A 21,817-nucleotide genomic window follows, 5' to 3' on the forward strand; every position below is an offset into this window, starting at 1 on the left:
AGTTTTACTCTGGATTCTTTCTGGTATGCGCACTGAGATTTCCCTACAATAGGGCAAACAATACACTAGGCGTTGCGATGTCAGCTTACCAAACTATTATTGATCAAAAGACAAAACCGCCAGGCTCCCTTGGCCAGTTAGAAACTCTCGCGTTAAAAATTGCGCAGAGCCAACAGTCGAGCACGCTGACGTTGTCGGCTCCCCATATGTTGATTTTTGCAGGAGATCACGGGATCAGTCAGCACAATATCAGTATCGCCCCAAGCGATGTGACAGCATTGATGATGAATAATTTCTTGCAAGGTGGTGCGGCTATCAATTGTTTTGCTCGTACTTTGGGATGGCAACTTCAAGTTATTGACTGTGGTACATTAACCGATATCAACCACGCAGAGTTAATTAAGAATAGATTAGGGTTTCGCTGTGGCGATATCAGTCTCGAACCAGCACTCACCACGCAACAATGGCACCAAACTGTCGCATTCACAGATCAATATATCGCTTCACTTCATCGTAAAGGTTGTAACTTAGTCGGTCTAGGTGAAATGGGAATTGGCAATACCAGCCCCGCCTCAGCTATCTTGGCTGCACTTTTACATTGCAATGCTGTTGATATCGTTGGCCAAGGAACAGGTATAAACAATGAGCAACTGATACGAAAACAGCAACTCGTGCAATCTGCACTTGACCGATATAGCGCCCACCCTTCGCATCGTCCTCTCGATACACTTTTACAGCTCGGTAGCTTCGAAATTGCGCATTTAGTAGCCTCGATGTTGAGTGCCGAGCGCCATCAAATGATAATGGTCATTGATGGGTTTATTGTCACAGCGGCAGCCATGCTTGCAATCAAACTTAATCCTCAGTGCCAGAAATGGATGATTTTTGCACATTGCTCACAAGAGCAGGCCCATAAAGTGATGCTAGAGTCACTCAATGAAACCCCTTTACTCGACTTGGGTTTACGTCTTGGCGAAGGTACGGGGGCCGCATTAGCATTACCCCTAATCCAATCTGCGGTGAGTTTTTATAATGACATGGCCAGCTTGAATGATTTAGGCATTGAGTTGTGACCCATATCAAACAGCAATGGACTGTATTTTTAATCGCTCTGGGGTTTTTAACTCGCATTCCTATTGGCACAATTGACTTTAGTGCGGACAAACTCAATCAAGCGAGTCGTTATTTTGCGCTTGTAGGCACTATTATAGGACTTATTTGTGCCTCAGTTGTATGGGCTGTTAGCCAGTTTTTAGATCTCCCTACTGCTATCTTTTTATCTATGATAGTGGGGTTTTATCTCACAGGCGGTTTTCATGAAGATGGGCTCGCCGATGTGTGTGATGGTTTTGGTGGCGGTTATACCCCTGAAAAAAAACTCACTATAATGAAAGACTCCCGGCTAGGAACATACGGCACTTTAGGATTAGTAAGTGCGATCGGGCTTAAATTTTTACTCTTGTGTCAGTTAACACATCCTATGCTTGCCTTAGTTTTAATGCACACGTTAAGTCGGGCTACTGCAACATCCATTATTTATTCATCGCGTTATGCATCAGCTGATTTAAATAACAAGACAAAACCTTTAGCCCAACAAATGAATATAACATCATTGCTTGTACTCGCTCTGACATCACTGATGGTTTTGCTGATTCTCAATACGCTTTACCTCAGCGCCCTACAAGTAACTGCCCTAGTCTGCGTTTGTGTAACTGCACGGCTGATATTAATAAAATGGTTCGAACACCACTTAGGTGGCTACACGGGAGATTGCTTAGGTTTCGCACAACAAGTTATCGAAATTTTGGGGTATGTTACCCTTATTTTAGTATTAGGAAACTCACATGTCTGATAAGAACGAACGCCATAAAGCGCGACAAGAAAAACTCAAACAAGCCGTTGATGAAAAAATTGCCAAAGCACAAACAGTCAAAGGCTTACTTATTGTTATTACCGGTAATGGAAAAGGAAAATCGACATCCGGTTTTGGGACAATCGCGCGCGGCGTGGGCCATGGCTTAAAATGTGCTGTGGCTCAATTTATCAAAGGCAATTGGGAGTGTGGAGAACGTGAATTGTTAGCCCGCAATGGGGTTGATTTTCATGTAATGGGGACTGGCTTTACTTGGAATACACAAGACAGAGAGTCTGATACCCTCGCAGCCGAGGAGATTTGGCAAAAATGTGAGGCCATGCTCAAAGATGACACAATTGATTTAGTTTTGCTCGATGAGCTGACATATATGGTTACTTACGATTATGTTTCATTAGAGCGTGTAATAACGGCTTTAAATAATCGCCCTGCGATGCAAAGTGTTGTCATCACAGGGCGTGCTGCTCATCGTGAATTAATTGAGTTAGCCGATACCGTATCAGAAGTTCGCAACGTAAAGCATGCGTTTGATTCTGGTGTAAAGGCCTTAAAAGGAGTCGATTGGTAACCAAAATATTATCGCTTTCAACATCATCACGTGCTCTTTGCTATCCAGCCAAGAGCACCATAGCTAAATTAATTTCGTCTCTTTGTAATAATTAACCTGCTCTTTTCAAAGCTATTCTTATTGAGATGTGTCACCATTTCACACTTGCTTACACCTTGTAGCGGACTGTTAACAGGAATTAATTCCATTTGATGCATACTTAAACTCGTCAACTCACATAAGGACGAGCATCATGAACACTATCACTCAAGTATTTTGCTTCACCGTAACAACCATCGCTTGTTTTGCAACTTTTACCAGCGAGGCTCATGGCAATAAATTTGTCGCGGTAGACAGTAGCCCAAGTACTGAACTTTGCATGGCTGTGGCATCAAACAAACCAATAAACCTAATCAAGCGTATCAACGATTATTCAATGACTCGAAAATCAGTCAGTAAGGTCGTCAAATGCAATAATATGCCGATAGCAAGTTTCGCTAAAGTGTATGAGCTTGACCGTACAGGTCGTTTATTGAAATACGAAAATGCGCCGTCTATTTCGATTAAGGATATCGCCATGCTAAATAAAGATAATATCGTGATTGCAGGATCACGCTAAATGTTCAAACAAAAAAACCACTTTGGTATAGCAAAGTGGTTTTTCTAATCTTAAAAAATATGCCTACACAAAGCTCGCAAGTAAACCAAAAGCACCACCAAAAACGCCCCCCCACAGAACCAACCATCCAAGGTGGGTTTTAATCATAGTTTGCACCATCTCTTTAACCATTTTCGGGGTGAGTTCGGCTAGACGCGCATCAATGATCTGAGCGACCTTTTCTTGTAAATCTCCCATCAACTCAGGTTTAACCAACTGATTTTTTAGCATTTCATTAAATTCGTCAGTTTCTGAGATAGCAATAATTGAGGTTTTCATTTTTTCGATAAATGGCGCTTTCATTGGTTGCAGTGCTTCTGTACCGCCAAACATAGCAAGCATGCTACCAAATTGAGACTGCTCGACTACCTCAACTAAATTATCAAAGGCGGGCCCTAAATCTATCTGCTCGATTATTGGAGAAAGTTCAAAATGATGCGCTTGACCATTTTGCTCACTCATAAATTTATTAATGTTCTCTTGTGTAAAAAATTGTTCCATTATGAGTGTTTTTATCGCGGTTTTAAACTCTTCGAATTTCGCAGGGATCACCCCTGACCCATACAGAAAGGGCACTTTCTCAAATAACATGTGGACCGCAAGCCAATTAGTGAAAGCGCCAGATAAGGCAAACAAGCCGACAGTTAACAATAAAGTGTGATTGATACCATAGCCAACAATCACTAATACACAGGCCAATAAATTAGTTATAACGCTTTTATTCACATAAACCTCTAATTATTGCGTTTAAAACGACCGTATTGTAAGCGCTGTAGGCTTTTTACCACAAGTGGTTAATCTATAATTATTTGTTGAATCTTTACAATACGCTAGTCAAATAAAAGCCTAGATAAATACTATCCGTTTTAGTTATTTTTGCCATACTTAGGTCTGTATCATCCACTCAGTCTTGTTCTTAAACTAAATAGCGAATTGATTATGTGGCACGCCATTTCAAAACACATTAGCGAACAACTTGGTATTCCTTTTATCATCACCCATAAAGAGCAACTCAATTTAAGCTCACGTAGCATCACCTTCATAATTAGTGATGATAAACATCAGTTTTTCGTCAAAGTTGATGAACCACAAAAGCTCGAACAATTTGAAGCTGAAGCCTACAATCTCAAAGAACTTACGCTCCACAGCACCTTATTTATTCCTGACTGTATTTGTTATGGCTTAACTCTGAACCATAGTTTTATCGTGCTCGAGTGGTTGCCACTCACCAATCAAGCTGATGACAATTGGTTCGAAATGGGTCAATCAATTGCGCTCATGCATAAAAAACACGAACAAGCGATGTACGGCTGGCCAGATGATAATTTCTTAGGCCAAACAACTCAAACCAACCGTTGGCATAAACATTGGGATATATTTTTTGCCGAGCAACGGATAGGTTGGCAATTGCAATTATTGGCTGAAAAAAATCTTAATTTTTGTGATATCGAAGATTTTATTGAACTAACAAAAACGACATTGCATTCACATGTTGTACAGCCTTCATTACTTCATGGGGATTTATGGCGCGGAAACGTCGGGTTTGTTGATGGGACTCCAGCCTTATTTGATCCAGCATGTTATTTCGGAGATAGAGAGCTGGATATTGCCATGACGCAATTATTTGGAGAATTTCCCGCTGAGTTTTATCTCGGGTACCAAGCGCAGTATCCATTAAGTGTTTCTTACGAGCAGCGCAAACCTTTCTATCAGCTCTACCATATTTTACAACATGCCAATGCGTTTCAAGGCCACTACTTAATCGAAGCCAAAGAGAAAATCGCCGAGTTATTACGAACTACGACAAGGTAATAAGTGACAAATAGGCTACACTTTAATTAATGCAAAATGCACAATAAAGTTGGCTTTATGAAAGACCATAAAATGCAATCAATTAGCTGCCCACATTGCGGACATCATGTATTTGTTGAAATTGACACAACGTGCGGTGATCAAGATTACTTCGAAGATTGTTCAGCTTGTTGCAATCCGATCCATCTCAATATGCACATTAATGACCTTCATAATACGATTGAACTACATGTTGACAGTGACGATGAGCAAGTTTTTTAGTTTAAAGCCAAGCTAACATCGCTTGGCTTTAAACCTTATCAGGTAACTTTAGCGATTTTTCATATAACGCTCAATCGTTTCAACGATAGTGTATGTCTGTTGATCGACTTCAATATTAACTAAATCCCCGTGCGACAATAGCCCTAAGTTAGTCACTTCGAGTGTTTCGGGGATTAAATGCAAATAAAAACCGTCATCGTTGACTTCACCGACAGTTAAACTTGCGCCATTCACAGAAACAAAGCCTTTATGTAAAATATACTTCAACCAACGGGGCGCTATGGTCAAATAAAAATAGCAATTATCGCCAGTATGGCTCACCACCTGAAGTTGTGCGGTGGTATGAATATGACCCGACACGATGTGACCGCCTAATTCTGTACCAAACGTAACCGAACGCTCTAAATTGACTTGATCACCTTGCTTCAGTGAACCTAAATTAGTCAAGCGTAGCGTTTCGTCAATCACATCAAAATGTACTTGTCCGACGACATCTTTCATACCCAATTCATAATGCACAACTGTTAAACAACAACCATTAATGGCTATACTCGCGCCAATATCAAGTTGATTCAAATAATGCCCAGAAACCGATAAAACTAAACGTTTAACCCCTTCACTTTGCGTGACAGACACCACCGACGCTTTCGTTTGTACAATACCGGTAAACATTTTATTTTCCTTCTCTCAACCAATTTAGATTACAATCGCTTTTTTATTCTTTGAGCAGTCATTATCATCATGAGATTCAGCCCGTGGGAAGCAAAGTATTTACTTAAACTTGCCCTACCCGTTTTTATTGCCCAAGTCGTACAAGTCCTTATGGGCGTGGTCGATACTATCATGGCCGGTCAAGTCAGTCCCACTGATTTAGCTGCTTTATCGATTGCGACTGGCTTGTGGATTCCTATCTTGTTGACACTTCAAGGAATATTACTTGCACTGACGGGGATTGTCGCTCATTACCATGGCGCAGATGACCAAACGAGTATTCGTGAACAATTGTACCAAGCAATATACTTGGCCGTTGTCTTGACGGGAATGGGGTTATTAGCAATCACGTGGATCAGCATTCCTATCAGCTATATCGATATGGAGCCTGCTGTTGCAGCAATGAGTTTAGACTATATAAACTTTGTGAAATACGGCTTACCGGCATACCTGATTTTTTGCACATTTCGTAATGTATCCGAAGGTAAAACACTGACCAAACCTGCGCTGTATATCAGTGTACTGGGCTTAGCAATCAATGTTCCGGCCAATTATATTTTCATCCATGGTTATTTTGGTCTGCCCGCACTAGGTGGTGCTGGCTGTGGCATTGCCACTGCGCTAGTTTTTTGGGCGATGGCAATAGGCATGATCACCTATACTTATTTCAGTAAGAAAATCAACGGCCGTTTTTTATTAAAGCAACCAATCAAACCTGATTTACGAGCCATGTGGAACATGTTTAAAATGGGGATCCCGATATCTCTAGCGACCTTCTTTGAAGTCACCTTGTTTGCGTGTATACCGCTGTTCATTGCCAGCATGGGCGCTGTCGTAGTTTCTGGTCACCAAGTAGCGGCCAGTGTTTCGACTGTCTTATTTATGATGCCACTGAGCCTCTCGATGGCAATTTGTATTCGCGTAGGTAATTTAGCTGGCCAACAAAACTTTGAGCAGATGAAGCAAGCAATTTTTACCAGCTTCATGCTTGCAATTGGTATATCAGCCATCGTGGCATCAATCACATATCTCGGTCGTGACTTTATTAGCAGTATTTATTCTGACGATCCTGAGGTAATCATATTGGCCTCATCTATTTTAGTCCTCGCGTGTTTTTATCAATTGCCCGATGCACTGCAAGTGGCTGCCAATGGGGTATTACGCGGATTAAAATACACTAAGCCCATTTCGTATATCACCTTTGTTTCCTATTGGATGATCGGCTTCAGTTTAGGCTACGTATTAGGACGAACTGACTTAATTGTGCCAGCAATGGGCCCGCATGGATTTTGGCTCGGGATTATTTTGGGTCTTACAGTGGCGGCGATTTTAATGCTAATTACCGTTAAAAAGCGGATTAATAATGAGATTTATAACTAGCTTAATTACCTGTTTATTACTCGGTGGGTGCGTTGAAGCCCCCACTGATACGTACCAGACCTATCAATATCGCCTACAAAACGTCTATGAGTTTTCACTCATAGCTGCTGAGCCTTTACACCCTATTGATGTAAAAAGTCAGTGGCGTTCAGCTCAAACGGCCACTTTTAGCTTGCTTGAACTAAGTAGGATAAATCATTGTAAGCTCAGCCAATTTATTGCCCATCATAATTCTCAACTGGGCAAAGTTGCTGTACCAAGTGAACAATTAAAATATCAATTAAACTTTGTAAAACACGCACCTCATTGTATCAAGCAACTCGAAAACGGAAAAATAAAGAGCACTCTTTTAGCTATCGAGCAACAAAAGCAAACAGAGTTGTACAGCCAATTTAAACACGTGTTATTAACAGAAAAAGAAACGCGCTCTCTATTCCAGCTCAGTAATCAGCTAAACATTGATGAAGCAGCAGGTTTAAATTCGACGATAGAAGCGCTCGCAACTTTAGTGTCATTAGATAGAAAAATTAATAATCAAGCATGGGATGAAATCATGCCAGATTCCCTCACTCATGCCCTAGCCAAGTTAAATCGTACTCAGTTCACTAGTAAATTAATTGCTAGCATGCAACAGCAAATTAATTTAAATAACCAGCTGACTGCCTCATTGCACCAAATTGATTTGGCGTCCCTTTGCCCAAGCGGAAAAAATAAAAATAAAGCCACTATTTTCGCAAACGTGTTTAGCCAATTTTACCTAAAGAAACTACAAGGCTACCAAGCACAGTTGACCCAACAATTTCGACAATTATCGCCGTACTTATCTACGCTTTGGCATGACGAGCACAATCAATTTCTTTCACCTGAGCTCGTTCGGTTAATCGGCTCCGTGAATGAACCAAACTTAGAACAACAACTTAGTAACAGTGCCAAACAGCATGTTCAATGGTGGCAAACTTTCTTTAAACAATGCAATATCTCACCGAAATGAATAAAAAAACGGCAAACAAATCAAATTATTAAATTCAAGCTTGATCCCAATAACAACTCGCTATATATTAGCGACCTGTTCACGAGACAAATGAACAATTGTACGACCGTAGCTCAGTTGGTTAGAGCACTACCTTGACATGGTAGGGGTCGGTGGTTCGAATCCACTCGGTCGTACCAACTCTTCACGAGTTAAAGCCTGCAATACAACCGTAGCTCAGTTGGTTAGAGCACTACCTTGACATGGTAGGGGTCGGTGGTTCGAATCCACTCGGTTGTACCAAATTCCTGATTACTGCCTTTACTAAATTTAAAGTCTGATTCTAAATTCTGTTAAACCTAACGTTTCATTCCAATTCTAATGCAATACTCATTTAATATTTGAGAAACAAACAATCCATTTTGTTACTTAATACAGGCCAGCAGCATCATTCCTTTTCGTTTTTAGCTGCGGGTGCACCCCGCAACAAGAACTTCATTATTATTAGTAAAATAGCTTGTTGATTTAAACCTAACTAACCTAATTACCTACAGTAAGTTTGATATTACCTTTTGCCCTTTCGCTTTTGTGATTTACCTCTGCGCTGACGCGGCTCTGGACTAGGTTCGAAGTTGCCATACTCGTCATCATCGTGTTTACTGGATTTTTTAGAGGGTGGCGTGGGTGCAAATTGTGGAATAATTTCGCGCAGCAAAGTTCGATCTATCAGTCGCTCAATCGCATTTAACTGCTTTGTTTCATCGCTGCTGAATAATGAAATCGCTAGACCAACAGTTCCAGCACGGCCAGTCCGGCCAATCCGGTGAACATAATCTTCAGGCACATAAGGTAAATCAACATTAATGACACAAGGCAATTGGTTTACATCAATTCCGCGCGAGGCGATATCGGTTGCAACTAACACTTTAATGTCACCTGATTTAAATCCTTCAAGGGCATGAGTGCGAGCATGTTGGGTTCGATTGGCATGGATAGATGCACTGTTGATCCCCACTAGATTCAATTGTTCTACCAGCGTATCAGCGCCCTGTTTGGTTCGACTAAATACCAACACTTGACGCCATTGATACTTCTTAAGCAAATATATCAACACTTCAGTTTTTCTGGGTTTCTCAACCGCGTAGAGTGTTTGTTTAACCGTGTCGACCGGACTGTTTACAGGGCTAACCTCAATCACCTGTGGGTTAATCAGCATGTCTTTAGTCAGCATTTTGATTTCATCAGAAAACGTTGCTGAAAACATTAAGGTTTGTCGCTTACTTGGCAATAAAGTTTGGATACGATTAATGTCATCAATAAAGCCTAAGTCCAACATTCGATCGGCTTCATCTAATACAAACACTTCAAGCTGCTCGAAGTTAATGGCGTTTTGATTATACAAATCAATCAATCTGCCAGGCGTCGCGACCAATATATCGATACCAGCTTCTAACTGCGCGATTTGAGGCTCTATTCTGACACCACCAAACACCACCGCAGAACGAATGGCCAAATAATTACTGTACAACTGCACACTTTTCGCAACTTGAGCTGCGAGTTCTCGTGTGGGCGTCAGGATAAGTGCACGGACAGAATTAGCGGTAGGAGCAGAGCCCGTTGATAACAATTGTAACAAAGGCAAGGTAAAACCAGCCGTTTTACCAGTGCCGGTATTAGCCACAGCCATGACGTCACGTAAACTAAGCACAGCAGGTATTGCTTGCGTCTGGATCGGGGTCGGGATTGTATACCCTTGCTCTGTAACCGCTTGTACTAACTCATTTCCTAAACCTAACGCGTCAAATGACATATGTTCACTTTAATTTTACTAACAATACTGAGCGCTATTATGCCTGTTTGAGTAGTACAAACCCTAATAATTTGTGATAGAGCCAACGAGTTGCATTAAAGTGCGGTATGACATTGTTGCTACATCTTTATACACGATGAAGATCCTAACTTTTCAACCTATTACACACAACTAGCTATAGGTTAATTCCCTTAGCTGTTAGCCTTGATTAAAAAGTGGCGATTAAGCCACAGTTTAAAATCAACTTCATAATTTAAATAAAAGTCGATGACTAACGCTAAAATGTCATCTTCTTCTAGTAATCGACAGGTTTCTTTTCGTTCTTCTCGAAGCAAAGCTCTGAGTAATAACAGTCCTTTATCTTCCATAAAGAAAAAAGTTAGCCATAGTTTGCCACTCATATAATAACGCGAGGTATCGTTAGCGTCCCATTGCTCTTGCGAGTTTACAATGGTCTGGAAACTTTCATACTGCAACAGCTGTTCATTTGTTTCGTCAAAATCAATTGTGGCTTGATGGGCACCACTTTTAACCATAGATGAAAACAGCTCAGCTAAGCCTTCATTGATTGCCCGCGGCATGACACCAATCAAATGAAAATTAAGACCATGGATTGCTTCGTGGATAGTGGTCTCCATCGCTTGTTGATCATTTTGATACTTGATAAACGCAGAATCACTGCCATGAAAAAACAGCCCTTGGCTAGTACCTGGCACATAATTGTCGATAAACATTGCACCAAAAAAGTCGTAGGTTCTTTGATCTGGCAGCATAATCATTTTTAAGTTGATTTGGCGCTTTGCTCTGATATGAAAGTGACTGCTATACAACTCGTAAACGTAAAAAAGTCTTGCTTGCAGTTCCTTTACGAACTCAGCGCTTAAATTTTTTGCATAAAGGGTGACACTAACATCATTATTAATCTCGATTTGATGCGCTTTAAAGTTGCTATTTAAGGCTTCAATCTGTTGTTGCCAATTAGTTTGTTGTTCAAGCGCAAAATCCGAAGTATCACAACGATGACTTTCTTGCTGAGAGTCTGTTATGTGTTGCTTTAGCGGCCTTGAAGCTAAACTTGGTTTTTCATAATTCGCTTTTTCGACTTCAGTATGACTTTCTTCATTTTTGGATTCAATTGATTGTACAGAGCTTAACTCAATAGATAGCCCATTAAGCGTGCTCATAAACTTAATAAATTGAAAGCGTATGACCAATACACAGACGACCAACAAAATAACCACTAACATGAACCACATTAGCCGAGATTTTTTACGTGTTTGGGCATTTTTAGAAATTGCCATAAAATAAAGCCCTTTTTAAAAATTTAAAAGCAACAATAATGAGCAGTTGAATACAATAAAGAAAACTCAGCAGTTATTCACCCAATGCACAATAAAAATGAATTGACGTAAAGTAAACAGATATAAGCGCACGCCAACTACTGTACGTGCACAGAGTGACAGATACAAAGCCGACCACAGGCAGATAAAACAAGCACATTACCCTACCGCGAAACAAAATCATTTTACCTTCTTCGCAGCTACGATTTTTAATTAGCACCACTAAAGTATGATGTGTTCTAGATGGTATTTCTTACTAAGTGCTGTCTGGACTTTCCAGTCTTAGTTAATCTATATTGGTTATTTTTTGCCAATTCATGTACTTTTCATCAGCAATCGCCAGCATGGCCAAATCTTCTTCTGTATCGCCGTACGCATAAATTGTCGAAAAATCGGTTAAATCGAATAGTTGTTTAACTTTATTTACTTTTTCTTGATTGCTGCAATCTGTTTGTTTAAACAGACCCGTAACAAAACCATGCTTAACCTTGACCTGATTGCACAATAAAAGTAAACCATGTTGCTTGCACCAATGGGACAAATACACATCAAGCGAGGCCGACACCACCACAACAACATCCCCTTTTGTTTGATGCATACGAATTTGAGCTAGTGCGTTCTCGCGCAGATATTGAGGGATCACTTCGTGAGAAAAACGACAACCTATCTTATCAACGTCACTAAAGCGCCGCCCAGCCAAACCTAAAAAAGCCGTCAGCTTTCGAAGTTTAATCGGACTAAATAAACCTCGTCGATACAATAAATAAAAAGGCAGTACAATCAGGTTACCCAACCACTTACGATACGTTGGCGCACTAAAACGCAAAAATACACTAAACATTTCCCGTTCAGTAATGGTGCCATCAAAATCAAATAATGCGAGGTTTGGTTTGTGTGTCGCCGATGTCATTATGTATTGATTAAAAAGATAAAACGCCATACTAACTCAAACTAACCCATCACTCATACCGTTAAATTCAATAAATGGGCTTTTCAAAACAAAAAAAGCACGAACCCGTAAGGCACGTGCTTTTTAAACTTAAAATGAGTTGATTAAATCACTGCGGCTGCGCGGCTTAGCCTGTCGTGGACGGCTCCCCACTGTTCATCACTGGGTGGTTGCTCTAACCAAATTTCGTTCACACCTAGCGCATCTGCAGCGGCAAGCTCACGGAACAAGCGCTGCCCGTATTCCTTCGCATCGCTCGGCATCGCAATCATGCGCGCATTTTCTGTTGCTTCAAATTCAGACAAAATCAGCACCACAATTGATTGAGACTCTGTATTAAGTGCTGTTTTCAACTGCGATGTCGTCATCACTTTTAATAAGGTATTGGGCTGATAGTGTGCTTTTACGTTGCCCGGTACCGCTACATTATGTTTTTTAGGCTGCGTGACTGGTTGGCCAATCACAGCGCTTATTTCTTGCGCTGAAATAGGGCCAGCTCTGAGCACTTGTACATTATCACTTGTTAAATCAACAATGGTCGATTCGAGGCCATGCTCGCAATCTCCGCCGTCCAGTACTGCTGCTAACTTGCCATTTAACCCTGTCATCACATGCTCAGCACAAGTGGGGCTTAGCTTTTTGTAAGGATTGGCCGACGGCGCCGCAATCGCTAAATTATGCTCTTTGAGTAACGCCAATAACGCTGGGTGGGCCGGCACACGCAATCCGACCGTGCTTAAACCGCCAGTGACCACATCATTGACATCATCGGCTTTATTGAGCAACACAGTCAGTGGTCCAGGCCAAAACGCTTTGGCTAATTTTAACGCCGCATCAGGGACCGAACGTCCCCAAACATGCAATTGATCTTCACTGGCTAAGTGCACAATAAGCGGGTGATTTTTTGGGCGCCCTTTCGCTTCGAAAATTTTTGCGACAGCCTGCGGATTACGCGCATCTGCTGCTAAGCCATAAACGGTTTCGGTAGGCACAGCAACGAGTTCACCTTGTTCAATCAAGCGTGCTGCTTCGCCTAAGTCAGCAGGTTGTTGTGCAGATAATAAAACGGTTTTCATGGGTTACACCTTGGGCAAAAATCTGGCTGAGCATAAGGTTCAGCCACAGAGTTCATTTGGGTATAGTCACAATGACCACACTCCGAAATACGGGTTTTAATTTTATCGGTCGCAGTATGACACAACTCGCACGGTAAGCCAGTTTCAAAGCGATCAGGCCAAAAACCTGGTGACTGGCAAGACGGACATTTGCACAGTAGTCGCTCGACTAAATTTTCCGCAGCTTTTCTGATATGCGCTTGACGAGCCGGGCATTGATGCGCTCGTAAGTCATAGCTTAATTTTACCGTGCCTCGTTCAAGCCAATGGCTAAGCTCACTCTGCACATCATCAACTGTCAGCCCTTTTTTAACTTCGCTTAACTGATCCGCTAATTGTAATACCAAACCTTGATTTTTTGGCACGTCACTCAAAAATGCTGTCGCCTCTTCGAGTTGTTTTACATCGATACCTTTAACCAAAATAGGACCTGTAAATTGGCCAATGACGCGATGACTGGTTTTGCTATCTACATAAGCAATTAATTCACGATTAAACGTTCCAAATCCGTAAGGTCCGGGGCTAAAGCTCCCCTCACTCCCTAGTCCGGCGTTTAACCCCGTTAGTTCGATTGCTAACAGTGCTTTTTCAAAGGCGCACTCTTTAGCGCTTTTTAACCGAGGTGGCTCCCCAGTAAAACTACCCAACGAGTCGGTATCAAACTCAGTAGTTAAGACAACGGTTGACGCTAACCTTTGTGCAAATACGGGCCCTATCTGCTCAAGTTTACCATGTAAGGTTAACAATGCGATGCGATCATCAAAGCTCATAAGTGCGCCACCTAAAAATAAACAGGCTGTTACGGTAACCCGCCGCCACAACGACAGACAGGCCACAAGTATAAAAAGGCGCTATTGTGCTAATTCCCATTGATGATGTAAAGCAAATATTCAGGCCATCTTTGGTTCAAAATGATTTTGATTAGCCAACCCCCTATTCAAGCCATGAGCACATGGACCATCACGCCAATTGACCCACGAACACCGCAATCAACCACTCATCACTTAAGCTAAAACACTCAACGCATTCTGTCCTATTGTTACTTCAACGACACGGCAAACAGCCAATTTAAACAACGTTATAAAAGAGTAAAAAGGATATCATTATGAACACTTCAACATTAGAAATCACACTGGCAACATCTTTAACAGCATTAGTAATTGGTGGGTTAGTTATCGCAGGTATGGCAAGTGCTCTTGTGGTCGGCACCATTGTAGGTGGCATGGTAGTACTTGCAACTCGTTAATACAGCTGGCTAAAAAAACTGGCCAAATCAAATTTCAACTCAAAAGGCCTCGCCTATGCAGTTTTACAAACGTGAATAAAAAAGCACAGTACCATTTGGAACCGTGCTTTTTTAATTTAAGCAAAACGTCGTTGCCAAAAATCAGCGTGTCGCCACCTTACCTCTTGTTGGTACACCTGTTTATGTATTTGGCGGTAGTTTTCGAAGTTTTTCACAACATCTTGATGATACACAGTCAAAGGGCCTGTTGATTGCTGCTTCATCGTTGCATCAATTGCTTTGGCAGCAAAGCACGCTGAGCTCATCGCAAACCCAAGCCCCATCGAAGAAATCGGATCAAACGCCGCCGCTGCATCACCAACAGCGACAAAATTGTCAATGTTTCGACCTTCACTCAACTGAGAGCTTGCATTACGCAGCCACAATTTATCACTCAGGCTTTGGCTACCACTGATCCTTCCTTTCATGTAGGTTGTACTGGCTAAGGCATGATTCCATTTTTCATGCTTGTTTAATTGATGGCGTTTAACCAGATCCATATCAGTAAAAAACGTGACCACAGCTTGGTTATTAGGCAAGTTTGCACTGTACCACCAACCATATTCAGTTGTTTCAATCAATTGGTCGTGCGATAAATCAAGCCCTGTCACATCAACAAAACATCCAACACCAATCAAGTCATCTTTTTTGTGCCGCTCAATGCCGATGGATTTACTCACATGCGCATTTCTGCCACTGGCATCAACCAAAAATTGCGCTTTTATCTCAATCGCACCGCGCACACTATGCTGCATTCGCACTAACCAATGGTGATTAGTTTGTTGTTCAAAACTAATTTGTGCGCAATCAAGTAATACGTGGCCACCGACTTCAACAAAATTGTACAAGAGCCTAGTATCAAATTCTGAACGCTGTAATTGATAAGTGTCACCTGCTGCGGTAAACAAACTACTGTGCTCGTTTGCATGTTGACTGCCCCAATAACTTGTTGTGCCGTAATTTTCGCTTACAAACTCACTTTGAGGATGAATATCAGCCACTTGTAAGTAATCCATAAATTCAAAAATACTGGCAGTAACATGTTCGCCAACACGTGTGTGTTGCAAATCACTGTTATCAATGATCAACACTTCTTTATTTGCATGATTGCGTAACGATAACCCGCAGGCGGCCCCAGCAGGGCCCGCCCCAACAATCAGTACATCGACTTCATGTTGTTCCATTGTTAACGCCTTACTGTTGTACCAGAGCGAGGCAAGCCCAAGCCTTGTGCACAGACTTTAATGGGCGAAAAAGCGCGTTCAGAAAAGTACTCAACCATTAACTTTCCTTTTTCGCTTTTTTGTTCAATTACTTGCCGATTATCATTAATAAAGAACACAGGCACCGACGTCCCATCATCACTCGGGTTTCCTGTTAATTGGCTCGTTGTGACTTCTTTGTATTCGAACAATTCATTGTTTCGTTCTTGTTCAGTAAAGTATGGAAAACCCGAGTTTTGAGCATTCTTATTACGAATAAACGCTAATGCAGACCAATGTTCAACCATTTGCGTAAAGCTATTGATCCCTCTTTGATAATTGACTTGCTGACCCGCACTCAGGTTATTTTGCGCCTGACCCAGTTGTGTTGTTTCGCCCGTTAAAACATCCCAAGGGCTTTGTGGTGGCCACCAGTAACTATAATAAGTTGGCGTAAGCGGTTGCGGTTTTGAAGTGGTCTCGGTCAGTGTTACCTGCTCAGTCGAGCCAAGTTGGATGGTTTCTTCATTTAAATCGTTTTGATTCTCTGAGTTTACCGTCGCAATCGAGGCGTTTAGATTCGCTTTTACCGCAACAGAATCTTGATCCCCTTTTGCTAAACTAAGCTGCCAAGTTTGCGTCGTTTTAGTGATTTGTTCTGTTTTCAAGGTCGCTTTGTTGATTGAAGGCTCAGTGAAATTCACAGATTGCACAGTACATTGAAAAAAGTCAGCTTGCCACGGGCATGCCATGCGCTTAGTTAAATCACCTGGCTGGCAGCCTCCGCCTTCACATTCATCTCGCGAAGGTGTTAAACCGCTCTTGTTATACGCCCCTAATCCCCCTTCATCTGCGATCACGTACGCAGACTCATATAAATTGGGGTTTTGTAAACTCCACGTGACTTCGATCCCAGGACACATAGGTAAACCAACACAATTGCCCACACTGGCTTTATCTAACGGATGCACCGCAAATTCAGCTGGCTCAGGTGTATCTTCAAATTTGCCTTGCGCCCACTGGCCTAGTAAAAATAGTTGCGTGTTATCAAGCGCCATAAATTTTTCGACTGTGGTGTTACTGACCGAATTACTACCTGAATTCATTGGCATCATAGGTAACTCTCCACCATGTGCATGGCTAAAGAGGTTTTCTTGTGGTTTTTCGACTGCGCCAATTTTAGGATCGGGCTTTCTGAAGTAATCGTAATAAGCTTGGCGTTTAGCGCGACTTGCCTCAGAGTTATCGGCAAAATTAAATTGATAACTAAAAAACCCACTCATAGACTGCACATTCGCAACCCATTGATAATTACTGATACGCTCAATAATTGGCAAGATATCGCGTTTATAGTTGGCAATATAATCAAAATTAAAATGCCCATTTGCAAATAAATCGGGGGCTAGGTTTTTATAGCGCACCCCAATATCAAAAAACGTGTCGTCTAAGCTAGAAATATTGACAATTTCTGGGGCAAAATCTGGCGAGCCTACAACCACCCACGCTTTAAGGGTTTTTGTCGTACCATCTGTATAGTTGACTTGGCAATATACCGGCCCATCGGCTGTGTCATCGTGCCAAGTATCTGAGCCACCATAGCTGGTTAACGCTTCATCTCCACCAGCATGACCATAACCACCAAATACGATTAAACGCCCTTTTTTATCTGTTTTCAACGTGCCCAAGGTTTTAATCGCAGATCCATACTTTGGTTCATCTGATGGGAAAGAAGCATGTTGGTAATCAGCCGGAACGGAGCTGCGATCAAAATCAATGGGCGTCGCGTTTGCACCAGAAATTGTGCGTGGGCCTGGGTCGATAATTAAACTTTGACGATTAGGTTCGTTGGCATTTCTAAGCGGTACTTGCCTTGCCTGATAGCTGTTTTGAGGACCATAAAGCAAGTTTCCTTGTAATTCACTGTATTGATACCAGGCAGCTTTTTTATTTGCTAAATGGACTGTCCACACCATAGAAGCTATTTGTGAATTCTCTAACGTTATTTCTGTATTACCATCAAACACCTTAAATACTTGGCCTTGGCGTTTAATTCGTCCGGCCTTATCTTTAAAGTACGTGACAGGTAAAAGTGTCTCAGGATCAAGCGGCAAACCACCGATTGTCTCAGGGCTTAAACATTCACTACTGTCGTTATTTTTGAGTTGCTCACTATTGCCTAATCGGGCGACGCCCACAGAGGGATGGATAGCTAGATTCATCGTCTTTTCCTTGATTGATTAACAGGTTATACGAGGGACCCAATTCCAAATGAAAAAGGGACAAATAAACGTAAAACGAAGTGTAGTCCATTAAATAGAAACAACCCTGATAATTGGCCACCAAAGCGTATTCCCGCTGTACACATTTAAGTATTTACTCGACCAATTAAATACAACAAATTGATTTATAAGTATTTTAATTTGTAGGAATTTAATATAAACACACTAAGGTGTAATAGACTGTAATAAACATACACGCTAAACCACCTTACTCACTTGGATTAAAACCACCCATTAAAAATACTCAACAGCTCTAAAATTTGCCGTAAATCACCGCGATTATCCATTCATCACTTAAGTAAAAACACCCTCAATAATCTGACCTATTGTTACCTCAACGACACAGCAAACACTGAGTCAAACACACACTACATACACTTTTTAAAGGACATAGATTATGAACAATTCAATTTTTGATATCAGCATGGCAACCGTATTAACAGGCGCAGTTGTTGGTGGTTTAGTAATAGCAGGCATGACAAGCGCGTTAGTGATTGGCTCTGTCGTTGGTGGTGCCGTGGTTTTGGCAACGCGTTAACCTCATAGAGCTGTACACCACAAAAAACACTTTTTAATTGAGAAAAATACAAGGTTTCGCCTATGCAGTCTGATCAGCGCGAATAAAAAAGCACTTAAATCTAACCGATTAAGTGCTTTTTTAGTTTTCGCTTTGCCATCGAGTGATTAACTATATCTCGGCGACACTCGACTCTTTGGTTTTCATACCGTCGAGCTTATTTTTTAAATTCGAAAACTCATTCACGCCCTTCGCTAACACTTCTTTGCTTTCATCTGCCACGCCAATACAGGCAAAACAGGTCCCACACGAAAAAGACTGCCCTGCGGCAAGCAAGCGCGCATCAATCGGAATTGTCCCCACTTTACAAGCTGGACAGGATATAGATGTAATCATCATTTCTCCTTTTTATACTGAATAGACAAACTAAGTTGGTTGACCTGACGATGTGACTGTTGGCATCATAATGGGCGACACATTTTTAGCATAAGCATCAATAATCGTGGTCACCCCTTTCGGTAATGGCAATTGACCCGCATGCACTGCGACATGATATTTGGCCGAATTACTTGAACTGTAATGGCTGTCTTGTTTGGTGCTACTTGATGAATCGTGCGAGACGCTCCCAGAAATACTCACTTTAAATGGCCCAAAGCCCCCGCTCCCGGTAAATTTTCCGCCAGCATGGGTGCTACTGGCAGTTTCATTGCTGTTGTTTTGGCTTGAACTCGATTTCACTTCCATATCAAAGGTGATATCGACGCTGTCTACTGCTAACGAATTAAGCGGCACAATCGTCAACAGAGGAAGCTCAAATACAGTGCTGACTTCTTCAATTCTTGTTGGTTGCGCCTCGACAGGCTGCGTTGGTGACGCCCCCCCTGTTCCAGCAGGAGTTGCCGGAGTAATGACACCACGTTTTAATATCATACTGATCATCACTGGATGAAATGATTTTTGCTCACTGGTGGTATCTTCTTTAAAACACGTGGTCATTAAAAACTCAACTTGAGTCATTGCCATTTGTGAGTTTGCTTGAGCTGCCGACATCAGTGGTCCGCCAATCAGCGCCCCCATTGGCAGGCCCGAAAACTGCTGCGCCATTGATAAGAGTTGTTGTGCCATACGTTCGTTCCTCTTTGTTGGTATGGAGTGTGATATTGTTAGTTAGGTACTTGAGCACGGAGTACTTTTTCGTAACCTTCAATAATGGTTGTTACCCCTGTTGGTTTTCCTCCAGGTGCAATCTTTATTTTGACTCGGGCATTGTGCGCACCCTGTGTTGAGCTGCCCGAACCAAACATCGACTTTTTATGACTTGGAAACCCCACTAATAAATCGCCGTCTTTTTCTATAAACTCCATATCTATGTCTATTTCCATTTCAGACAGCTGAATATTATTTACAGGTGACAACGCAATTAAAGGCACGTGTACATCATGGGTGGCCGCCCCTTCGGCATTTTCGGTCGGAAACTGTAACTTGACCGACTTGGGCACCAAATTGACAAAGTCATCGGGACTTAACGCGGCATCTTGCTCGGCTGCATGCTCGGCCTCTTGACGAGATTGTTTTTCTACATGGAAATAAGTCATTAATGTTTGGAAATTTTGCTGAGACACTGAAAATGCAGCTAACTCAACAGAATTTTGAATTGCAGACACTAAGTCCGAAAATTTGATCACGCTCTCAATCCTTTCAATCAATACTCATTAGGCATCTTGAGGCCCTGCTCTCAATGCCTTGCTATTAAAGGTTTAACCTAGTACCTAAAACAGAAAATAAATATTACACCGTATTACAGCAATCGTTAAAAGTTGTTGTTAAAAACGCTTGAGGAAACAAAATTTAAAACAAGAGAACACCATAAATTAATCAGGTTGTATGACAGAAAACAAAAACTGAAGCATGTTTTTAATTGATTTTTTCGGTACAATCATCGAAAAAACAACAAGGAACCCCATGTTCAGATCCCTTTTAATCGCGACTGCATTACTGTGTGTAATGGCCTGTAGCGACCAAGTAAATACCGCGCAAATTGAGGCGAAACATATCTCAAGTTATACGGCTAATTTACGCAATGTGATGATTAATCATTATAATTTGATGAGCCAAGTACAGCATCCTGTGCAATCTCACGAGAAACAACAAAAAACCTTGGCCGAAATAAAGCGCGTAAAAACTGAGTTTGAACAATATACCGATCTCGAAACGCTTCAAATCATAGTGACGCTTTACGATACTGCACTTAATCAGCTGTTTATCCGCAACTTACAACTACTTGAGCTCTCTGCCCCACTGTGGGTGTCAGATCCTAATAGGCGTTTTAACCTCACCCAAGACGAGTATTATTTTGAGCACCAACAACGCTTAACAGATTTAATCAATATGGTGGATGAATTTGACAGCCTCATGCTCGAGCACCTTGAATTTGTTAGGCAAGATATGATGGCCAGCAGCTTAACCAAACAACAGCGTACTCGTGTTTGGCCTGATTTGCAGTCGATTGTCGGTGGCTATTTAAGCTCAATAAAGCCGACTATTCATAGTTTAAAAGGCTCAGCAAAAGTCCAACGAGCCCACTCAGAAAAGCTGTATAACCAAGCGAAAGATTTCTACAACCAAGTTGAAACGCAATCTTAAGTTTGTTGCAGGGTTAACCGTCAATGGTTGGCTCTGCTCTTCCCTTTTATTGACCCCTAATCACCGCGATTATCCATTCATCACTTAAGTTAAAACACCCTCAATAATCTGACCTATTGTTACCTCAACGACACAGCAAACACTGAGTCAAACACACACTACATACACTTTTTAAAGGACATAGATTATGAACAATTCAATTTTTGATATCAGCATGGCAACCGTATTAACAGGCGTAGTTGTTGGTGGTTTAGTAATAGCAGGCATGACAAGCGCGTTAGTGATTGGCTCTGTCGTTGGTGGTGCCGTGGTTTTGGCAACGCGTTAACCTCATAGAGCTGCACACCACAAGAAACACTTTTTAATTAAAAAATACAAGGTTTCGCCTATGCAGTCTGATCAGCGCGAATAAAAAAGCACTTAAGTCTAACCGATTAAGTGCTTTTTTAGTTGTCAGTCAGCCCA

The 21,817-nt window shown here is 41.6% G+C and carries 24 protein-coding genes and 2 tRNA genes; 14 read left to right on the forward strand and 12 right to left on the reverse strand.

The window, feature by feature from the left end; translation table 11 throughout:
* Positions 1-77: 77 nt before the first annotated feature.
* The 4 genes from cobT to AC3KVK_RS08675 all read left to right on the forward strand — a co-directional run bounded on the left by cobT (position 78) and on the right by AC3KVK_RS08675 (position 3,039).
* Complete coding sequence (gene cobT, locus AC3KVK_RS08660; RefSeq protein WP_490311933.1) at positions 78-1,073, forward strand: nicotinate-nucleotide--dimethylbenzimidazole phosphoribosyltransferase; 996 nt, start codon at positions 78-80, stop codon at positions 1,071-1,073.
* On the forward strand, positions 1,070-1,852 hold the full coding sequence (locus tag AC3KVK_RS08665; RefSeq protein WP_490311932.1) for an adenosylcobinamide-GDP ribazoletransferase: 783 nt from the start codon (positions 1,070-1,072) through the stop codon (positions 1,850-1,852). Before cobT ends, AC3KVK_RS08665 begins: the two co-directional genes overlap by 4 nt.
* Entirely contained in the window at positions 1,845-2,441 is a 597-nt protein-coding gene (gene cobO, locus AC3KVK_RS08670; RefSeq protein ID WP_490311931.1) for a cob(I)yrinic acid a,c-diamide adenosyltransferase, read from the forward strand. Before AC3KVK_RS08665 ends, cobO begins: the two co-directional genes overlap by 8 nt.
* A 232-nt stretch (positions 2,442-2,673) precedes the next feature.
* On the forward strand, positions 2,674-3,039 hold the full coding sequence (locus AC3KVK_RS08675; RefSeq protein ID WP_490311930.1) for a DUF3718 domain-containing protein: 366 nt from the start codon (positions 2,674-2,676) through the stop codon (positions 3,037-3,039).
* A gap of 63 nt (positions 3,040-3,102) precedes the next feature.
* Here AC3KVK_RS08675 and AC3KVK_RS08680 read toward each other — a convergent pair whose 3' ends face one another.
* Positions 3,103-3,804: a DUF445 domain-containing protein gene (locus AC3KVK_RS08680; RefSeq protein WP_490311929.1), complete on the reverse strand. Its 702-nt coding sequence runs from the start codon at positions 3,802-3,804 to the stop codon at positions 3,103-3,105.
* A 213-nt stretch (positions 3,805-4,017) separates the two neighbouring features.
* Here AC3KVK_RS08680 and AC3KVK_RS08685 point away from each other — a divergent pair, with 213 nt between their 5' ends.
* Positions 4,018-4,890 (forward strand): fructosamine kinase family protein, encoded by an 873-nt coding sequence (locus AC3KVK_RS08685; protein WP_490311928.1) that lies wholly within the window; start codon positions 4,018-4,020, stop codon positions 4,888-4,890.
* 57 nt (positions 4,891-4,947) lie between these two features.
* Entirely contained in the window at positions 4,948-5,151 is a 204-nt protein-coding gene (locus AC3KVK_RS08690) for a CPXCG motif-containing cysteine-rich protein (RefSeq protein WP_086745114.1), read from the forward strand.
* 48 nt (positions 5,152-5,199) lie between these two features.
* On the opposite strand, the gene AC3KVK_RS08695 is transcribed toward AC3KVK_RS08690, so the two are convergent.
* A complete protein-coding gene (locus AC3KVK_RS08695; RefSeq protein WP_490311927.1) occupies positions 5,200-5,823 on the reverse strand; it encodes a riboflavin synthase subunit alpha in 624 nt (207 codons plus the stop codon).
* Positions 5,824-5,892: 69 nt separating this feature from the next.
* On the opposite strand from AC3KVK_RS08695, the gene AC3KVK_RS08700 reads away from it, so the two are divergent.
* The 4 genes from AC3KVK_RS08700 (at position 5,893) to AC3KVK_RS08715 (ending at position 8,515) form a co-directional block, all read left to right on the forward strand.
* Positions 5,893-7,242, forward strand: a complete 1,350-nt coding sequence (locus AC3KVK_RS08700; protein WP_490311926.1) for an MATE family efflux transporter — start codon at positions 5,893-5,895, stop codon at positions 7,240-7,242.
* A complete protein-coding gene (locus AC3KVK_RS08705) occupies positions 7,226-8,233 on the forward strand; it encodes a DUF3080 family protein (RefSeq protein WP_490311925.1) in 1,008 nt (335 codons plus the stop codon). The genes AC3KVK_RS08700 and AC3KVK_RS08705 overlap by 17 nt, the downstream gene beginning before the upstream one ends.
* A 102-nt stretch (positions 8,234-8,335) precedes the next feature.
* Positions 8,336-8,412 (forward strand) — tRNA-Val (locus AC3KVK_RS08710).
* Between the two features lie 26 nt (positions 8,413-8,438).
* A tRNA-Val gene (locus AC3KVK_RS08715) sits at positions 8,439-8,515 on the forward strand.
* A gap of 262 nt (positions 8,516-8,777) precedes the next feature.
* Here AC3KVK_RS08715 and AC3KVK_RS08720 read toward each other — a convergent pair.
* The 5 genes from AC3KVK_RS08720 to AC3KVK_RS08740 form a co-directional block, all read right to left on the reverse strand.
* A complete protein-coding gene (locus AC3KVK_RS08720) occupies positions 8,778-10,022 on the reverse strand; it encodes a DEAD/DEAH box helicase (protein WP_490311924.1) in 1,245 nt (414 codons plus the stop codon).
* Positions 10,023-10,213: 191 nt separating this feature from the next.
* Positions 10,214-11,323: a hypothetical protein gene (locus AC3KVK_RS08725; protein ID WP_490311923.1), complete on the reverse strand. Its 1,110-nt coding sequence runs from the start codon at positions 11,321-11,323 to the stop codon at positions 10,214-10,216.
* A 325-nt stretch (positions 11,324-11,648) separates the two neighbouring features.
* Positions 11,649-12,302, reverse strand: a complete 654-nt coding sequence (locus AC3KVK_RS08730; RefSeq protein WP_490311922.1) for an HAD-IB family hydrolase — start codon at positions 12,300-12,302, stop codon at positions 11,649-11,651.
* 113 nt (positions 12,303-12,415) lie between these two features.
* Complete coding sequence (locus AC3KVK_RS08735; protein ID WP_490311921.1) at positions 12,416-13,387, reverse strand: L-threonylcarbamoyladenylate synthase; 972 nt, start codon at positions 13,385-13,387, stop codon at positions 12,416-12,418.
* On the reverse strand, positions 13,384-14,196 hold the full coding sequence (locus AC3KVK_RS08740; RefSeq protein ID WP_490311920.1) for a DUF6671 family protein: 813 nt from the start codon (positions 14,194-14,196) through the stop codon (positions 13,384-13,386). The genes AC3KVK_RS08735 and AC3KVK_RS08740 overlap by 4 nt, the downstream gene beginning before the upstream one ends.
* A gap of 335 nt (positions 14,197-14,531) precedes the next feature.
* Between AC3KVK_RS08740 and AC3KVK_RS08745 the strand changes: the two genes are divergently transcribed.
* The gene (locus tag AC3KVK_RS08745) at positions 14,532-14,672 is read left to right on the forward strand and encodes a hypothetical protein (RefSeq protein WP_490311919.1); all 141 of its coding nucleotides are present in this window, start codon (positions 14,532-14,534) and stop codon (positions 14,670-14,672) included.
* A gap of 116 nt (positions 14,673-14,788) precedes the next feature.
* On the opposite strand, the gene lodB is transcribed toward AC3KVK_RS08745, so the two are convergent.
* The gene (gene lodB / locus AC3KVK_RS08750) at positions 14,789-15,895 is read right to left on the reverse strand and encodes a lysine-epsilon-oxidase maturase LodB (RefSeq protein ID WP_490311918.1); all 1,107 of its coding nucleotides are present in this window, start codon (positions 15,893-15,895) and stop codon (positions 14,789-14,791) included.
* 2 nt (positions 15,896-15,897) lie between these two features.
* Complete coding sequence (lodA, locus tag AC3KVK_RS08755) at positions 15,898-18,132, reverse strand: CTQ-dependent lysine 6-oxidase LodA (RefSeq protein WP_490311917.1); 2,235 nt, start codon at positions 18,130-18,132, stop codon at positions 15,898-15,900.
* Between the two features lie 457 nt (positions 18,133-18,589).
* Between lodA and AC3KVK_RS08760 the strand changes: the two genes are divergently transcribed.
* Entirely contained in the window at positions 18,590-18,730 is a 141-nt protein-coding gene (locus AC3KVK_RS08760) for a hypothetical protein (protein WP_490311916.1), read from the forward strand.
* A gap of 150 nt (positions 18,731-18,880) precedes the next feature.
* On the opposite strand, the gene AC3KVK_RS08765 is transcribed toward AC3KVK_RS08760, so the two are convergent.
* Genes AC3KVK_RS08765 through AC3KVK_RS08775 form a run of 3 tightly spaced genes read right to left on the reverse strand, consistent with a single transcriptional unit; the run spans position 18,881 to position 20,394 of the window.
* Positions 18,881-19,108: a hypothetical protein gene (locus AC3KVK_RS08765; protein WP_490311915.1), complete on the reverse strand. Its 228-nt coding sequence runs from the start codon at positions 19,106-19,108 to the stop codon at positions 18,881-18,883.
* Between the two features lie 27 nt (positions 19,109-19,135).
* On the reverse strand, positions 19,136-19,834 hold the full coding sequence (locus AC3KVK_RS08770) for a DUF2589 domain-containing protein (protein WP_490311914.1): 699 nt from the start codon (positions 19,832-19,834) through the stop codon (positions 19,136-19,138).
* 38 nt (positions 19,835-19,872) lie between these two features.
* Positions 19,873-20,394, reverse strand: coding sequence for a DUF2589 domain-containing protein (locus AC3KVK_RS08775; RefSeq protein ID WP_490311913.1), 522 nt, complete (start codon positions 20,392-20,394; stop codon positions 19,873-19,875).
* 277 nt (positions 20,395-20,671) lie between these two features.
* On the opposite strand from AC3KVK_RS08775, the gene AC3KVK_RS08780 reads away from it, so the two are divergent.
* Positions 20,672-21,352, forward strand: a complete 681-nt coding sequence (locus AC3KVK_RS08780) for a hypothetical protein (RefSeq protein ID WP_490311912.1) — start codon at positions 20,672-20,674, stop codon at positions 21,350-21,352.
* A gap of 187 nt (positions 21,353-21,539) precedes the next feature.
* Positions 21,540-21,680: a hypothetical protein gene (locus AC3KVK_RS08785; RefSeq protein WP_490311911.1), complete on the forward strand. Its 141-nt coding sequence runs from the start codon at positions 21,540-21,542 to the stop codon at positions 21,678-21,680.
* The last annotated feature ends 137 nt before the right edge of the window (positions 21,681-21,817 follow it).

This window comes from Pseudoalteromonas sp. J2K-J979, from assembly GCF_058169715.2.

Bases quoted from the DNA above. Each gene is read 5' to 3' on its own strand.
- cobT (WP_490311933.1), top strand. From the start codon at position 78: ATGTCAGCTTACCAAACTATTATTGATCAAAAGACAAAACCGCCAGGC.
- cobO (WP_490311931.1), top strand. From the start codon at position 1,845: ATGTCTGATAAGAACGAACGCCATAAAGCGCGACAAGAAAAACTCAAA.
- AC3KVK_RS08675 (WP_490311930.1), top strand. From the start codon at position 2,674: ATGAACACTATCACTCAAGTATTTTGCTTCACCGTAACAACCATCGCT.
- AC3KVK_RS08685 (WP_490311928.1), top strand. From the start codon at position 4,018: ATGTGGCACGCCATTTCAAAACACATTAGCGAACAACTTGGTATTCCT.
- AC3KVK_RS08690 (WP_086745114.1), top strand. From the start codon at position 4,948: ATGAAAGACCATAAAATGCAATCAATTAGCTGCCCACATTGCGGACAT.
- AC3KVK_RS08695 (WP_490311927.1), bottom strand. From the start codon at position 5,823: ATGTTTACCGGTATTGTACAAACGAAAGCGTCGGTGGTGTCTGTCACG.
- AC3KVK_RS08700 (WP_490311926.1), top strand. From the start codon at position 5,893: ATGAGATTCAGCCCGTGGGAAGCAAAGTATTTACTTAAACTTGCCCTA.
- AC3KVK_RS08705 (WP_490311925.1), top strand. From the start codon at position 7,226: ATGAGATTTATAACTAGCTTAATTACCTGTTTATTACTCGGTGGGTGC.
- AC3KVK_RS08720 (WP_490311924.1), bottom strand. From the start codon at position 10,022: ATGTCATTTGACGCGTTAGGTTTAGGAAATGAGTTAGTACAAGCGGTT.
- AC3KVK_RS08725 (WP_490311923.1), bottom strand. From the start codon at position 11,323: ATGGCAATTTCTAAAAATGCCCAAACACGTAAAAAATCTCGGCTAATG.
- AC3KVK_RS08730 (WP_490311922.1), bottom strand. From the start codon at position 12,302: ATGGCGTTTTATCTTTTTAATCAATACATAATGACATCGGCGACACAC.
- AC3KVK_RS08735 (WP_490311921.1), bottom strand. From the start codon at position 13,387: ATGAAAACCGTTTTATTATCTGCACAACAACCTGCTGACTTAGGCGAA.
- AC3KVK_RS08740 (WP_490311920.1), bottom strand. From the start codon at position 14,196: ATGAGCTTTGATGATCGCATCGCATTGTTAACCTTACATGGTAAACTT.
- AC3KVK_RS08745 (WP_490311919.1), top strand. From the start codon at position 14,532: ATGAACACTTCAACATTAGAAATCACACTGGCAACATCTTTAACAGCA.
- lodB (WP_490311918.1), bottom strand. From the start codon at position 15,895: ATGGAACAACATGAAGTCGATGTACTGATTGTTGGGGCGGGCCCTGCT.
- lodA (WP_490311917.1), bottom strand. From the start codon at position 18,132: ATGAATCTAGCTATCCATCCCTCTGTGGGCGTCGCCCGATTAGGCAAT.
- AC3KVK_RS08760 (WP_490311916.1), top strand. From the start codon at position 18,590: ATGAACAATTCAATTTTTGATATCAGCATGGCAACCGTATTAACAGGC.
- AC3KVK_RS08765 (WP_490311915.1), bottom strand. From the start codon at position 19,108: ATGATGATTACATCTATATCCTGTCCAGCTTGTAAAGTGGGGACAATT.
- AC3KVK_RS08770 (WP_490311914.1), bottom strand. From the start codon at position 19,834: ATGGCACAACAACTCTTATCAATGGCGCAGCAGTTTTCGGGCCTGCCA.
- AC3KVK_RS08780 (WP_490311912.1), top strand. From the start codon at position 20,672: ATGTTCAGATCCCTTTTAATCGCGACTGCATTACTGTGTGTAATGGCC.
- AC3KVK_RS08785 (WP_490311911.1), top strand. From the start codon at position 21,540: ATGAACAATTCAATTTTTGATATCAGCATGGCAACCGTATTAACAGGC.